This is a genomic window from Ignavibacteria bacterium (assembly GCA_017302895.1).
Taxonomy (GTDB): Bacteria; Bacteroidota; Ignavibacteria; order Ignavibacteriales; family Ignavibacteriaceae; genus UTCHB3.
In genome coordinates, this window is the sequence record JAFLBV010000001.1 from 664,231 (window position 1) to 679,606 (window position 15,376).

At 43.9% G+C, this 15,376-nt stretch carries 10 protein-coding genes; 5 read left to right on the top strand and 5 right to left on the bottom strand.

The window, feature by feature from the left end; translation table 11 throughout:
- Positions 1-245: 245 nt before the first annotated feature.
- On the bottom strand, positions 246-1,592 hold the full coding sequence (locus tag J0L60_02620) for a sigma-54-dependent Fis family transcriptional regulator (protein MBN8545003.1): 1,347 nt from the start codon (positions 1,590-1,592) through the stop codon (positions 246-248).
- Between the two features lie 184 nt (positions 1,593-1,776).
- Between J0L60_02620 and J0L60_02625 the strand changes: the two genes are divergently transcribed.
- The 5 genes from J0L60_02625 (at position 1,777) to J0L60_02645 (ending at position 7,574) form a co-directional block, all read left to right on the top strand.
- Entirely contained in the window at positions 1,777-3,903 is a 2,127-nt protein-coding gene (locus tag J0L60_02625) for a TonB-dependent receptor (protein ID MBN8545004.1), read from the top strand.
- A 118-nt stretch (positions 3,904-4,021) separates the two neighbouring features.
- The gene (locus tag J0L60_02630) at positions 4,022-5,662 is read left to right on the top strand and encodes a T9SS type A sorting domain-containing protein (protein ID MBN8545005.1); all 1,641 of its coding nucleotides are present in this window, start codon (positions 4,022-4,024) and stop codon (positions 5,660-5,662) included.
- 106 nt (positions 5,663-5,768) lie between these two features.
- On the top strand, positions 5,769-6,206 hold the full coding sequence (locus tag J0L60_02635) for a hypothetical protein (protein ID MBN8545006.1): 438 nt from the start codon (positions 5,769-5,771) through the stop codon (positions 6,204-6,206).
- Between the two features lie 13 nt (positions 6,207-6,219).
- A complete protein-coding gene (locus J0L60_02640; protein MBN8545007.1) occupies positions 6,220-7,290 on the top strand; it encodes a hypothetical protein in 1,071 nt (356 codons plus the stop codon).
- A complete protein-coding gene (locus J0L60_02645; protein MBN8545008.1) occupies positions 7,290-7,574 on the top strand; it encodes a hypothetical protein in 285 nt (94 codons plus the stop codon). Before J0L60_02640 ends, J0L60_02645 begins: the two co-directional genes overlap by 1 nt.
- Positions 7,575-7,638: 64 nt before the next feature.
- On the opposite strand, the gene J0L60_02650 is transcribed toward J0L60_02645, so the two are convergent.
- The 4 genes from J0L60_02650 to J0L60_02665 form a co-directional block, all read right to left on the bottom strand.
- Positions 7,639-9,993: a T9SS type A sorting domain-containing protein gene (locus J0L60_02650; protein ID MBN8545009.1), complete on the bottom strand. Its 2,355-nt coding sequence runs from the start codon at positions 9,991-9,993 to the stop codon at positions 7,639-7,641.
- 226 nt (positions 9,994-10,219) lie between these two features.
- A complete protein-coding gene (locus J0L60_02655) occupies positions 10,220-12,832 on the bottom strand; it encodes a T9SS type A sorting domain-containing protein (GenBank protein MBN8545010.1) in 2,613 nt (870 codons plus the stop codon).
- 402 nt (positions 12,833-13,234) lie between these two features.
- The gene (locus J0L60_02660; GenBank protein MBN8545011.1) at positions 13,235-14,347 is read right to left on the bottom strand and encodes a beta-lactamase family protein; all 1,113 of its coding nucleotides are present in this window, start codon (positions 14,345-14,347) and stop codon (positions 13,235-13,237) included.
- The gene (locus tag J0L60_02665) at positions 14,344-15,372 is read right to left on the bottom strand and encodes a D-cysteine desulfhydrase family protein (GenBank protein MBN8545012.1); all 1,029 of its coding nucleotides are present in this window, start codon (positions 15,370-15,372) and stop codon (positions 14,344-14,346) included. The genes J0L60_02660 and J0L60_02665 overlap by 4 nt, the downstream gene beginning before the upstream one ends.
- Positions 15,373-15,376 lie beyond the last annotated feature (4 nt).

The following is a 15,376-nucleotide window of genomic DNA, read 5'->3' on the forward strand; positions in this document are numbered from 1 at the left end:
TCTCCTCACAGTTTATTGAAAAAGACAACGAGAAGTTTCATCATCCGGAAAAAAACCATCCCGGCAAACAGCAATACAAAAGTTTCCATTTCATTACCTCGTTTTTACGATGTATGTGCTAAAAGCGTGCCAGAATGATATTTAATGTAAAAAGGGGTGTAAATGGGGGTTTTTAGATGGATATGGTGACACTACCCTATCAAAATGAGAGGGTAACCGTGTTAAAATGAGAGGGTGGAGCCGGGTTAGTCGCTGTCTGTTTCTATTCCGTATTTTTCCAGTTTGCGGTAGAGAGTGGCCACACCGATGCCAAGAGCTGCTGCCGTGCGTGTTTTATTGTTGTCAAATTTTCGCAGAATGTTGAGAATATGTTCCTTTTCCACCAGCTCCAGATTTTCGGTCTCCAGTGCGGGAGGTGCTGCAGAGATAAGCTCGAACGGGAGGTGGGTTTCCTTCAATTTCCCGTCAGTGGAAAGGATGAGCGATCTTTCAATTACATTTCTTAACTCCCTGATATTCCCGGGGAATGAATAGTTTTCAAGCTGACGGAGAAACCTTTCTTCCATTTCAGCTTTTGGGCGGTTCATTTTGAAGCATAGAGAGTTGGTGATCTCGAGAGCAAGTTCCCTGATATCTTCCTTTCTCTCCCGAAGTGGCGGTATTATCATGCTGAAAACACTAAGTCTGTAATAGAGATCGGCACGGAAATTCCCTTTGACGATCTCCTCCTCAAGATTTCTGTTTGTGGCAGCAATTATCCTTACATCCACATGCGTGGGGAGGGTATCGCCTGTCTTAATGAACGAGTTTGTCTCGATCACCCTTAGAAGTTTAGCCTGGGCAAGCGGTTCAAGTTCACCCACCTCATCCAAAAATAGCGTACCGTTATGGGCTTCCTCGAAAAGCCCCTTTTTGTTTTTGGCTGCACCCGTAAAAGCACCTGCCTTATACCCAAACAGCTCCGATTCAATCAGGTCTTTTGGTATGGCGGAACAGTTTATTGTTAGCAATAGAGCCTGCGAGCGGTTGCTTCCGTTATGAATTGCCTGGGCAAGAATCTCCTTCCCCGTACCTGTCTCACCTGTGATCAAAACGGGGACATCGGTAGCAGCCACTTTTTTTGCCATTTCCCTGATCTGTTGAATCGCAGTGCTGCTGCCCGTAAGCGAATCGAAATTGTGCCCCAAACCGATTTTTTGTTCGAGATGATGAATTTTCTTTTTTAATTCGATCTTTTCAAAAGCTTTTGCGATCACGGGAAGAATTTTGTTGTCCTCATCACCCTTGGTTATATAATCGAAAGCACCTCTTTTGATCGATTCCACACCGTCTTCAATATTACCATAAGCGGTAAGCAAAATCACTTCGATAGTGCTGTCGATCGTCTTTACCCGTGACAGGAGATCAAGTCCCGACATACCCGGCATCTTCAAATCAGTGAGTACAACCGGAAACTCCTCTTTCTGCAGCAAATCCAAAGCACCTTCTCCACTGTCTGCCTGTGTTACAGCGTATCCCTCGAGTGTCAGAAGTTTTACAATCAACTTCCTCAGTTCGACTTCATCATCAACGACGAGTATCTTTTTCTTCATGCTTCTGATTATCTCTTTTTTTAACGGTAATATTACAGGTTTTTGTTGAATTTACAATGAATTCCAATCTTCGTCACTAAAATTCTCCCGTAAATCAGGGTATTTTTTGTTCACTTCAAACTCAATTTCACAAAATATACTTAAGTTTAATTCCGCACAATATTTTTTTATGAAAGTAAAATAAATGAAAAAACTCTTCTTTTTAGTCATTTTTGTACTTGGTTTAAGTGCAGTTTTTGCACAAAAAGAAACCAAAGCACCAAAAGACACCATCGAGATGAAATACCGCCTCGATGATGTTGTCATCACCGCAACTAGAGTCGGTGAAAAAATTATTGATATCCCCTACCCTGTTTACAGAATGGACAACAGTGCATACACATTCGATAAAAAAACATCTGTAAATGAGGTTTTGGCGGGTGTCCCGGGACTTTTCATGCAATCCCGCTACGGAAACCATGATGTCAGAATGTCAATCAGAGGATTTGGAAGCCGGTCCAACTCCGGAATCAGAGGTATAAGAATTTTGCTTGACGGTATTCCCGAGTCGGAACCCGACGGACAAACCCGCATCGAGGCAATCGACTTCAATTCCATCGGATCAATAGAACTTGTTCGCGGAAGTGCTTCATCTCTCTATACAAATGCCCCCGGGGGAGTGGTGAACTTCATCAATGAGATCAATTTCCCCTCATCTTTTGTCACACAGTTCAATGAATTCGGGGAGTTCGGTCTAAGGAGAAATGGAGTAAAACTCGGTGTAAAATCGGATGATACAAAATTTATGGTTTCATATAATTACCACAACTTTGCGGGTTACAGACAACATTCCGAGGATTTCTGGAATATCCTTAATACAGTCCTTGAAACAAAATTGACAGAAGTATCAAAACTTTCTCTCTTTGGTTACTCCGCCACGGGAACAATCAAACTCCCCGGTTCCCTGAAAAAATCGGAATTTGACCTCGACCCGTACCAGGCTGCGAAGACCGAAAAAGACTATGATTATTACAGACTCTCAAACAAAGGAAGATTGGGGATCAAATTCGAGACTTCGTTTGATGAAAAAAGGAACAACGAATTTGAAATAACGGGATATGTCACACTTAAATATTTCGAAAGAGCCCAAAAAACCGTCAGAATCTTCAACCGCTACGGGATGGGAGCTTCGACGAGATATACCAACAAGTCAAAAATCGCCGGATTCAGCAATACCTTCTCAGTCGGCGGCGACCTTTTCTACCAGACAGGTCCTATCGAAGAATACAACAACATCAACGGTATGAAAGGTGACAATCTCCTCACCCTGGTCGATGAAACGATTCAGAATGCAGGATTCTTCCTCCAGGAAAGATTCGAACTTATCCCTGACAAATTTGCTCTCCTTCTGACGGGCAGATATGATAATGTAACATTTGCGGCTAAGAACAGGCTTTTGGGTTCGCAGGATGACAGAAAAAAATATGAGGCATTCACACCCAAACTCGCTCTGAATTATAAACTGACACCATATCTTTCCCTTTATACTTCATACGGGCTAAGTTTCGACTCCCCTGCCGGCAACGAACTTGACAACTATCCGACAAGTTCGAACCAGGGAAAAATCTACAACCCTGATCTCGAGGCACAGAAGTCAAAAAACTTTGAGTTTGGTGCCAAGGGAAACCTGATTTTCTCTCAGGGACTCTTCAACTACCTCTTCTTCGAGGGTACTTTTTTCAATATCATGATCGATAATGAAATTGTTCCTTTTGAAGTTTTGGGAAGTGTTTTCTATCGTAATTCTGCAAAAACCAACAGAACGGGTATCGAACTTGGTGCTGAAACAGCCATTTTAAAGGCTCTTGTGTTCAAGTTTTCCTACACCTTCAGCAGTTTCAACTACGATACATATACTGCGAGAGTGATTAAATTGGACAATCAAGGTAACTTTGTAACCCAGGATAAAGATTTCTCGGGTAAGATTGTGCCCTCAGTTCCAAAGCACAACTTCTACTTCTCGGCAGCATGGAGCAAAGACCTGACTGAAAATCTTACAGGATTTGTTAAGGGGTCTGTAGTGCATATCTCTGACATGTACACAGACGATGCAAATTCGGAAAGCAACCCCTCCTACACTCTGTTGAATTCCGTTCTTGGTCTCGATCTCAAGGTTAAAAATCTCAATTTCATGCTCTCGGGTGGTGTAAATAATATCCTCGATAAAAGATACGCAGCCTTCCTTAACATAAATTCAACTTCTGCCAGATTTTATGAACTCGGTGAACCAAGAAATGCGTTTATATCTTTTACAATGGGATACAGGTTTTAATGCAGTAATGCAGTAATCCAATAATGTAGTAATGCAGTAATTTTCCGTATGAGGGGCATTCGTGCCCCTTTGCGATCTTTGCGTCCTCTGCGGTTTTTATAAAATAACGGAATATTAAATGTCACTTATACATACCGGATACTTTTTTAAGAAGGTTTTCCACCTCTTTGCATTTCTATGTTTATTAACCGTTGTTTCAGCTCAAAATTATACCCGTTTGGGTATCCCCAACTATCCTATATTTCCTTCTGCAGTCACACAAACTGAAGTCGTGGCTACCGTTAATCACAACTTCCCTGACATGATATTTGTATCAGCAAATGCCATCAGTTTTTCCCCGCAGTTTTTTGTCAGTGAGGGTATATATGTCTCGACCAATGGTGGAACCTCCTTTTTCGGAAGCGATACCTGTTCGGGTGGTCCCTCGATAGCTTTTCACGGTGGTGACCCGGGGGTGGTTATCGATAAAAACGGCACATTTGTCCTGACCCGAAACGGTAAAATACCCCTTTACGGACTTTATTCGCACAGATCAACTGATCAGGGAAGGACATGGTCGAATGCAAAATCAATTACAAATATTGAACTCGAAAGGGCGTGGCTTGCTTCCGATAATTCTCCGGCAAGTCCTTATTATGGAAGAATTTATGTCGCATGGGTGAGATACAGCCCCCCTTACCCTTTGGTTTTTGTTTATTCCGATGACGGTGGACAAAACTGGTCGGCAATACAACAAATCAACTCTCCAACTGACAGAAACTACGGGGGTGGACTTGTGGTTGATAACTCCGGAGTGGTCTATGCAGTCTGGGCAGCGGTTACATCTGTCTCACCATTTACGGAAAAATACACAGGTTTTGCAAAATCCACCAACGGTGGCACTTCCTGGACTGTAACCGAAAACGCTTTTGTAACCAATGGTATTCAGGGGGTACTCCCGACAAAACAGAATATTAGAGTAAACAGCAATCCCCAGCTTGCCATCGATCTTTCGGGCGGAGTGTCAAACGGCTGGCTTTATGTAATCACCACCCAAAAAAACACTTCTGTGGCGGGGTCTGATCCCGATATCATATTTAATCGCTCGACGGACGGAGGAGCTACCTGGTCGGGTGGAATTCGAGTAAATCAGGATCCGCTAAACAACGGTAAAATCCAGTTCTTTCCTGCGATGACGGTGGATGAGTTCGGCGGGATCAATGTGATTTATTACGATGACAGAGCGACAACCTCTGACTCCGCAGGCGTTTTTCTTGCAAGGTCTCTCGACCATGGTACCACATGGACAGAGTATGAGATTTCAGACAGAAATTTTAAGCCAACCCCGATTGGCGGATTGGGACAGGGATATCAGGGAGACAACATCTCAATAGTTTACCGGCAAAACACCCTTCATCCTTTCTGGATGGACAACCGCTCGGGCATTTATCAGATTCAAACAATTAAAATCCCCCTTTCCACAGTCGGAATCGAAGAAAACTCTTTAGAAACCCCGGCAGATTTCAGAATGGGAAATGCAACACCAAATCCCTTCAATCCGCAAACTGGATTCACTCTCGATATCCCTGCATCATCTGATCTTCAGATTACCCTGTATGACAGCCGCGGAGCACTCATCAAAACCATTTTCAACGGAACAAAAGAACCGGGCACCCACCACTTCACAATAGACGGATCAGGTCTCCCCTCGGGAGTCTATTTCGTGCAGGTTTTCGCCGGGAACAAGAGACTGGTGCAGAAGATTTTGCTTTTGAAGTAGGGAGTTAATTTTCCGGCATAAACCCATTTTTTCCGAATAAGCTTCTTTTCATTCTATATTCTCTTCAGGAAGTTAAAACTTTGCATAAATATTTTCCGGAAGATATATGATTACAAATGAACAACTTAATAAGATTTTTGTCACACAGAACGAGCAATTTGTGTCTGTCTTGGGGCAGAGTTATGTCGCAAGTATTCTGCAGGGAGATATAAGCAACGGGGTTCTGTTGCTTAGTAACGAGAGAGTATACCAAAAGGGGCGGGTCTTCAACCTGTTTGGACAAAGTTTTTATTCGGAATCGATAATCAATGTTGCCGATATCACGGGTACCAGGTATGTCCAGTTGAGCAATCCGCGGCTTTTGATCTTATTCTTTTTGATCATTCCTTTGATTCTTTACTTTCTTTTTCGCAAGAGGCTATTCATAATTGAGCACCCGGGTGGATATGTCGCCGTAAAAGCAAGTTGGTATGATCCGAGAGAGATAAGGGAGTTCCAAAAGGCCATTTACAAACTTCAAGACAGCCGGCAACCTTACCGGTAACTGCGGGGAAACAATGGCGACAGATTTTTCAAAGGTTTTACTCGACCCTGAAGAAAGAATCATCAAGGTAGTCGGACAAGGCTATATTGCCTCATTGATGGACGGGTCACTGGCTTCCACTTTTATAATCCTTACCGACAAACGAATATACTTCAGGGGTGTACAATTTTCCCTGCCTCTGAATCGGGCGACAGAGAATAAAATTGTCCCCCTTCGTAAAGTCACCGGTGTAAAGTTTGTTACTACAGAGTTTTGGATTCGCAAGATACTGGGGTTGATTTTTTTCCCTCTTGGTATAGCCGGTATAGCTCTCTCTTTAAGCAACAATTTCCATCGTAATTTTGGTTTGCATGTGGTAGTGATAGCGCTTACCATCCTGCTTATTCAATTTTCAATTGGTTTTTTATTTGACGCATTTTTTGGGAAACAGAAAATGTTTATTGTTGAATACCCCGGCGGGTCAATTGCCACCCTTGCCAAATTTTTCTCTGCGGCCGAGTTATATGATTTTCAACATTGTGTCTTCATTGAGAGATCAATTATGGCCGAAGGGAACAGCAACCCTGCAATCGACAGGGTGTTTCCAGATTCTGTCTCTCTTCCCTCAGATGTTAATATCCGAAAAATGTTGCACGATTGGGACGAGAGAGCTGTCTTCGCTTTGGGCGAGGGATACATAACGGGACTGCTAAAGGGGAGTCTCTCAAAAAATATAATGGTTGTTTCAAACAAAAGAGTTTACGCATATGGAAGGTTGTATAAAGGCGGGCTCAGACTTTCAGGCAGCCAGATAGTGGAGCTTAAAGATATCAGGGGAGCCAGATTCATCGAATATAAACCTACTCCCTATCTGATCCGGGCTATAATTTGTCTGGGACTCTCCTGGCCTCTTATTCCATTCTTTTTTGCAGGAGTGTTTTATCTGATACTGTATTTTTTACGAAAAGACAAGCTGTTTCAAATCGACTACCCGGGTGGAACAACTGAGGTAAGCGTCAAACTTTATTCAAAAAGTGAGTTGAGAGCATTTATTAAAAAACTGAACATGATATCCAATATTGTCCGGGGATTGGAGGCAGCATAATGGAAGCGGTACTCATATCTTTGGGGATTCTTCTCGGTATTGGCATTTTATATGTTTTATGGAAAATGTCAGTAATCATGCTTAGAGGATTTGTAGAGTTTATGATTTACTATCTGCCATCTATTGCCCTGGTTGCTTTGGGAATATTTATCAGCACAAAAGTTGTTGCTATTGGTGTAATTCTGATTCTTTCGGGAGTCCTGATTAATTTTGTTCCAAAATATAAATGGCTCAGGGAGCGTGTATTCGACAGGATAATCCAAAAACTTCCGAAAGATTTGTAGTCTTAGTGAAGCTGAATGCCCCCGAACAGGCATTTAAAATACCTGCACGGGGTATCATATGAAACTATTTCAAAAGGAGCATCTTTCTGGTCATGGTAAAATTGCCTGCCGAGATTCTGTAGAAGTAAACACCTGATGCAAGGGAATATTTTGCTGCATCTATCGTGAAACTATGGTATCCTGCCTCTTTAGACTCATTAAAAATCGTTGCAACTTCCCTGCCTTGTGAGTTGTATAGTTTTACACTCACAAATCCACCAACAGGTAAGGAGTAATCAACCGTTGTTGCCGGATTAAACGGGTTCGGGTAGTTTGCACTCAATGAATATTCTTGAGGGATTCCGGATTCAACTTTTATTTCTGCAGAATATTCAAAACTGCCATCTGTGTCAATTTGTTTCAGACGATAGAAAACGGTACCATTTACAGAAGGCTGATCGGTGAACGAATAGTATTTTGGTGAGTTGGTGGTGTAGTGACCCTCAATGAAGGCGATCTTCTGCCAAAGTGATCCCGGTGTTTTCCTTTCCACTTCGAAACCTGCGTTGGAGATTTCAGTTGCGGTTTCCCAGTTGAGGGTGATACCGGCGGCAGTCGCGCGGGCTGTGAATGATATCAACTCGACCGGCAGGGGGTTAAGCCCGTTCTTTTCCCACAAGAGATACATGTAGCCATCATTATAGCCCTCTTCTCTTGACCAGACAGAAGTATTATAGTTCGCAGCAATGAAAACACTCTGATCTTTCATTTCCGAGGTCCATTTAGCTACTCCGCGGTCTACTGGAGCGGCACCGAGGTCGGCTGTGAATGCAGGTTCACCGAAGAGCGTACCGTCCAAAACCGGGTCGATCTGATTCACAATGGTTGTGCCGGATGTTTCATTCAATTTATAGTAAGAAACAAGGTTTCCCCAATTTGGGTGATCTGAGGTTACGTATCGATACTTCCACTCATTAATAGTATCTTTGTTGAGCGCCACAGACCAGATCCGCACCTCATCGATCATTCCGTTAAAGTATGGATCGGCTTCGAATTGTGAACGCCCAAAGTAATTATTGAAAGTGGCTCCCAAATTAAAAGGTCGTGGTGCAAGTGCCTCATTTGAATCCGCTAACACGCCATTGATATATAGTCTTGCTGTAGTTGAGGGAGTGTCTATGGTAATCGCGATGTGGTTCCAGGTATTCTGTGCAAGAGGTGCGGAAGCATTAATCCCCTGTTCGCCTGAAACGCCGCTTGTCGTGATTGCGAACCTGGGATTCCCACCGTATGAAGGAGTGAAATACATATACCCGCTTGTATCGTTTCCAAAATCAAAAACCCTCTGCCCCGGGTCGCCGCCTGCCCAGTAAACCCACGCTTCGATTGTAAACTCTTCGGGGAAAGCAGTAAGATCGAGAGGAATAATCGCATGATCATCAATGCCGTCGAATTGTAAAGCCCTGAGTTGATTGAAGTAGCCCTGCACTTCAGCGTCCCATAAAACATCCGTAATGGTAACATTGTTTTCGACAAACCCCACTGCGGGCGCTGAATTTGACCGGGCCATAAGAGAGGATGAAGTATAGCACCGGATTATTGAAGTATTTTCCATCGCGTAGCCGACAATTCCACCACGGAATTGGCCGATGAAGCTTGCAGTGCCATTGTAACCTGTCACTGCCCCTCTGAAATATGAATCTTCGATTAAACCGTTGAAAGCGGGAGAGGTTGAAGAGAGGAGTTTCCCCGCGATGCCTCCCGAGTAGCTTCCTGAGAGAGGACCAACCTCAACATTTGTGAGCGCCAGGCATTGTTCTATCCTTACAGCTTCACCTGCGATGCCTCCACGAGTAAGCCCGCCCGTAATTTTGCCTCCTGTCACGGAACATCGCCTGATTACGGAATTGGGGCCAATCTGATTCCCGACAATTCCACCTGAGCTATAAACTTCAGTGCCGGTAATGTGTCCGCTACCCAGCATTATCACTCTACAGTCCTCAATTAATCCTGCTGAAGTTATCGCGATACCCCCGAAGTATATTCCCACACTATCCGGTATCGTTACGGTGCAATTCTGTACTTTCCCTCCATCCAAAACACTGTGTACAAAAACAGAACCCGTTGCAAGAACGATGTTCAAATTTTTAACTGTACCTGATACATTTTCGAAGAGAGAACTGGCAAAATTGGAAACGGTAAAATTATTTCCATCGTATGTCCCCCGGATGTCCATTGAGCCTGAACCGGGCAATTCAAGATTCACCGTTTGTTTGTAAAACCATATTCCTGTGGTATCGATTTCGCGAATATAATTAAAGTCGCCCGCATCGCTGATTAAGAAAGGATCACTTTCAGTTCCGCTTCCGGCCAACTGGGGAAAAATAATTTTGTTAAATAGTGTGAAAAGTAATAAAAGGCGAAGTGCTGCTCCTGGCATCTTGATTCCTTTTGATTAATAAAACAGGTTAAAAACGACCACGAATTTACATATGCAATATACAAAACACAAAAAATTATTTTGCGGTTTCCTAAAGTGGTATTTTTTATTTAACCTGATCAGGTTATTATTTATTAAGGTTATAAATAGAACGAAAAGGGAGGAACTTCTTCGGGGCAGATGTAAAATCTACCCCGGAAAAGGTGTTGATAAAGGAAAATATTTTTTAACGGAGCAACATCATTTTGCGTGTGGAAGTAAATTTCCCGGATGTCATCCGGCAGAAGTATAACCCGCTCGGAAGGTTTTCCGCCTTGAAGCTCACCTTATAGTTGCCTGCCTCCTGTACGCCATCAGCCAGAGTAATGATTCTCTCTCCAAGAGCGTTGTAAATCGAGATATTCACCTCACCGGTCACGGGCATCGCGTAACTGATTACAGTCTCAGGGTTGAAAGGATTCGGGAAGTTTTGATAGAGTGCAAACTCTGTCGGCAATCCAAATTCAACTTTTATTTCTGCAGAATATTCAAAACTGCCATCTGTGTCAATTTGTTTCAGACGATAGAAAACGGTACCGTTTACAGAAGGCTGATCGGTGAAGGAATAGTACTTTGGAGAGTTGGTGGTGTAGTGACCCTCAATGAAGGCGATCTTCTGCCACTGTGATCCCGGAGTTTTCCTTTCCACTTCGAAACCGGCGTTCATGATCTCTGTTTTTGTCTCCCAGTTCAGAAATACCTTTATTCCGGTTACAGATGCAGAAAAATTCACAAGTTCAACAGGAAGAGGATTGTCTGAATCAGCAGCAGTCCAAATAGAAAAAGCATCAATTGCTGTAAGTGTAACCTTGTTATTGTCCACATCCACAGTACCATTCATTTTAGTCCAGTCAGTACCGCTGTTTGTTGACTTGAAGAGGACGAGTTTACTTTCGGTCACGGAACCAAGTTCGAGTGAATTATAGTTAAAAACAAGCGTGGCATTCAAACCGGTATTGGTTGTCGGAGTAATATCATACCATCTCAACACACTCCCTGTACCGTGAGCAATCCTCGAGAAGTGCCCGCGACTGATAGTAGTATATCCCATATTTGCCGACGAGGTGATTAGAGCTCCAAGTCCTGCAACATTCTCGGAAGTGATGTTGGAGAGGGTCCTGCTTGCAGAGATACTCCCGGTGGTTCCGAAGAGCCTGCCTGATCCTTCAACAAGATATCCTGTGGATCCAAGAGAAATCTGCTGTCCATTGAGGTTGAGGTCGCTTTCGAGTACAAAATTCCCGGCTATGGAGAGAGCCGAACCAAGTACAGGCGCAGAACCTGAAGAGACCAAAAGATTGTTTACTGCCGGTGTGCCACTAAAATTCAATTCGTTTCCCAGATTCCACTTGTAGGCACCTGCATTTTGAGTGTTATCAGGAGCGGTACCGAGACTCCAGTTCGCAGAGTTTGTCCAGGCAGTGCTTTCAGAACCGATCCAGGTATTGTAAGCATAGGAAGTCACACGATCAGTTGCCGGTTCCATATTTACCATGGTTCCGTTCTGTGCGTTTGAAGAGAGATCATAAACCGTAGTGCCTTCTCTTTCTTCGAAACGATAGTATGCCTTCAGGTTGGTTTCATCACCTCTGAGGGGACGCATCATATTGTCCCTGATCTCCTGAGCCGAGCGGGCAACCGACCAGATTCTAACTTCATCCACCTTACCAAGGAAATAATTATCTACGATCCCTATCCTGAAGTCTGTTGTGTTTACCGGCGTTTTACCCGAGGCACCTGTATAATTCATCTCCTCTTTCCCGTTTACATACAAACGGTAATTGGTGCCATCAAAAGTAGTTGCAATGTGATTCCACCGGTTCATTGTGAGTGGATTACTGGTGGTAAGTTCGCTGTACCAGGTGGTGCCGTTACCAAATCCAAAGTGAACATTCAGTCCGTATGTATAAATACTTGGAGTTCTGGAGGGTGGTGACCCCGGATGATAGCCAATTATACCGCGATACTGCAACGATGCATCAGTTGGATAGATCCATACTTCCTCCGTGAAAGATGATCCAATGGCAGTACTGAGAGTTGCAGAAATGTATTCAGCTCCGTCAAAATCAATTGCATGCGTTGGATCCGCGAAACAACCTGAGGCTTTCCAGACCGGACCGCTGACAAGGTTACCATCGGTAGTACCGCCGGTTTTATTATCAGAAACAGTGGTTCCCAAACCGTTACTCATTTTGTAGTAAACAAGAAGGCTGTCTTCACTACCGGTCAGTTCTTTATACATGTACCTTTTTATTTCTTCGGCAGTTCTGCCCGTTTTCCAGAACCTGAACTCGTCTATTTTCATATTCGCGCTTCCATCGCCAGACCAGTTACTTTTACCGATAAAGTTTGATGAACGGGATATAGCCCTTAGACCGCTTGTTGCAACTTCCCCTATGAGCAATCCGTTCATATACATTCTGGCATACCCGCTGGAACAAGCCAACGCAATGTGCGTCCATTGATTCAGGGGTATTTGTGTATTTCCCGAAACCCCGCTTGTGAACAGATTGTTATTGTAAATTTCAAACCGGGGATACTCATTAGTCCCCCGCAACGAGAGAATCACATTGTTTGAACTGGGGCCGTTGGCAAAGTCAATGAGTCGCTTTTGAAATCCGGCATCCCGCAGGTATACCCATGCTTCAATAGTATAGGTATTGTCATCGAAATATACTCCGTCAGGCAGGTCGATATAGTCATCGGTGCCATCCAAATCGACTGCATAACCGCCGATCTGCGCAAGCAGGTGACCAGAAAAAGCCAACAGTACAAACAAAATCAGTGAAATTCTTTTCATTTTATTCTCCTTCTCTTAAGCGAGCACCCCTGTCGTCTCACCACGAAAAAAGTCATCACTCAATAAAAATTGATGGTCGATGACACACAGTTAGGGATTGGAGATTAAAAACAAGAGACGGGAAGAACAGTTTTTGCAAAATTGCAGATAAGACTGTCCACCACGGTCAGATGATGATGATTAGAAAGGCGACTAAAGCATTTGGAGAAGAAAGCACCCAAAAGTGCAACGGGTTAAACAGGTTTCTCCGGAAAATAACCCTCACGATTATACAAACTCCACCATAAACCACGGGCAAGTGAAATAAATACCCGGGAGTAAAAATAATTATAAATTATAAAAAAACAAGTATTATTGATCACATTTACTGAATTATTTTTGACCCGGTCAATAAAATTTCATTTAAATATCCCCTATCGCTCTTATCACACTATCCCAAACACCGAGACCGCCTGAACTGTTTGTCATAATAACAATTCCTGAACCTTTTTTGCGGTTAAACTGCGAGTAGCATTTGAATCCTGAACCATTGGCACCGCTGTGGTAGCAGATATCCCCCTCGAGAGTGGAATCGATTACCCAGCCAAGCCCACGAAAGGTCTCAATGCCGTTTGATTTACCGGGCCTGACCTGTGGTTCTCTGGTCGTTACTTTTATTTGGGGAGTGAGCATCTGATCGATATACCCTGACGCGAGGGCATCTCCACCGGAACGGTCATTCGCCATCACATCCAGAAGGAACAAAGCGTAGTCCCTCCCTGAACAGTAGAGGGAATAGCCCGCATTTGCTCTCTTGTACGAGGTTTTCTGCTTGAAATTGCCGGAAGTGTCGTGACCCGAAGCCAGCCTTGTCTCAAATTCGGGTAGATACACAAAACTCGAATTCCTCATCAGATTTCTGTCGAACAGAGTTTCCTTTGCCAACACTTCGAGAGATTTTCCGGTTATTTTCTCGACAACTTTTTGAAGGTAATACATCCCTTCACCCGAGTAGCCGAATTTTGTGCCTGGTTCAAACTCAACGGGTAGATAACCGTTCTCTTCATCATCACCCTGACGCCAGTTGGGCAGACCGGAAGTGTGTGAGAGGAGCATCCTTGCCGTAATCTTCTTTCTTAATTCCTGCCCCTGAAATGCGGGATCGTCAAAAATCGTCCAGACCGGAGTATCAAGTCGAAGATTTCCCGATTCGACCTGCTTCATCGCAAGATATGAGAACACAGGTTTCGTCATCGAACAGGCTTCAAACATCGTTTCATCTGTCACGGGTTCATTCGTTTGCACATCCTTTACTCCAAAACCGCGCGAATATACTATTTTGTTATCCCTGATAAGAACCAAAGATACTCCGGGCACCTTAAACTCTTTTTGAAATGCCGGTATCATGCTGTCTACTTTGGCTATTATTTCACGGGTGGATTTCCAGTCTTGTCCGTATGTTTCAAGACCAAAAGTCCAAAGAATTATAACAGAAAATAAAATCATGCCGAAACCCGGGAAGCGTCTCCACATCATTTTTTCATCTCCTGTACCTCTTCGACACTGTACTTCCGGCATTTTTCGTATTCTCCATACAAGAGTGTATCTGAAAACACCTCGGGCATCCCGCCGGTGTGGAGGAATATCACAGGTTCCTCCCTGTTCAACACCCCCTTAACCGCGAGATCAAACAGCCCCGCCATAGCTTTGCCGGTATATACCTGATCGACTATAATCCCTTCGAGCATGGCACAAACCTCCGCTGCATCTTTCGCAATTTTGATATGCTTTGCGTATTCCTCGTGGTAACAGTCATAGACAAAAAACTCTCTTTTCGACAGGGCAGGGTCAGCATCGATTAACAGGGCAGCCTCCCTCATCAATTCCCTTGTCCTTCTGTAGATGTCCTCTTTAGTACGGGAAACACTGATTCCATATACCTCTGCTCCGGGCAGGAAAAGTGCAACTCCCAAAACAGTTCCGGCAAGAGTTCCGCATGAACCAACGGGACAAAATATCTGCACCTTGTCATCCTCGAGTTGACCTCTCAACTCTTCCATGGCTTTTACATATCCAAGCGTTCCGAGGGGAGTTGAGCCACCGAGAGGAAGCGCATACGGCTTTTTACCGGCTGCCTTCAGTTCGTCGCACCACTTCATTTGAAGCGTCTGAAGATCATCATCCTCATCACTTCCGGAAATATATCTGATATCGGCACCAAAAAGGGTATCGAGAAGCAGATTCCCCTTAAATTCAGTAAAATCTTTTCCACCGAGAACCAGTTTGACATCAATTCCGAGTTTCCGGCAGGCTGCGGCGGTCATTCTTGCATGGTTCGATTGCTGTCCTCCCACCGTGATTATTGTGTCATACCCGCCTGCAACTATGCTTGCGAGTTCAAATTCAAGTTTCCTGGCTTTATTGCCCCCCATCGCCAGACCAGTCAGATCATCCCTCTTAAAAAGAAAAGACTTCAGCCCGAGATGTGCAGCAAGTTTTTCGGCGGGCTCCAGTGGAGTTGGGAGATTGGCCAACGGGAGTCTGTTTATTTTTTCAAACATTTTG

Bases quoted from the DNA above. Each gene is read 5' to 3' on its own strand.
- J0L60_02625 (MBN8545004.1), top strand. From the start codon at position 1,777: ATGAAAAAACTCTTCTTTTTAGTCATTTTTGTACTTGGTTTAAGTGCA.
- J0L60_02645 (MBN8545008.1), top strand. From the start codon at position 7,290: ATGGAAGCGGTACTCATATCTTTGGGGATTCTTCTCGGTATTGGCATT.
- J0L60_02620 (MBN8545003.1), bottom strand. From the start codon at position 1,592: ATGAAGAAAAAGATACTCGTCGTTGATGATGAAGTCGAACTGAGGAAG.
- J0L60_02650 (MBN8545009.1), bottom strand. From the start codon at position 9,993: ATGCCAGGAGCAGCACTTCGCCTTTTATTACTTTTCACACTATTTAAC.
- J0L60_02660 (MBN8545011.1), bottom strand. From the start codon at position 14,347: ATGATGTGGAGACGCTTCCCGGGTTTCGGCATGATTTTATTTTCTGTT.
- J0L60_02630 (MBN8545005.1), top strand. From the start codon at position 4,022: ATGTCACTTATACATACCGGATACTTTTTTAAGAAGGTTTTCCACCTC.
- J0L60_02640 (MBN8545007.1), top strand. From the start codon at position 6,220: ATGGCGACAGATTTTTCAAAGGTTTTACTCGACCCTGAAGAAAGAATC.
- J0L60_02655 (MBN8545010.1), bottom strand. From the start codon at position 12,832: ATGAAAAGAATTTCACTGATTTTGTTTGTACTGTTGGCTTTTTCTGGT.
- J0L60_02635 (MBN8545006.1), top strand. From the start codon at position 5,769: ATGATTACAAATGAACAACTTAATAAGATTTTTGTCACACAGAACGAG.
- J0L60_02665 (MBN8545012.1), bottom strand. From the start codon at position 15,372: ATGTTTGAAAAAATAAACAGACTCCCGTTGGCCAATCTCCCAACTCCA.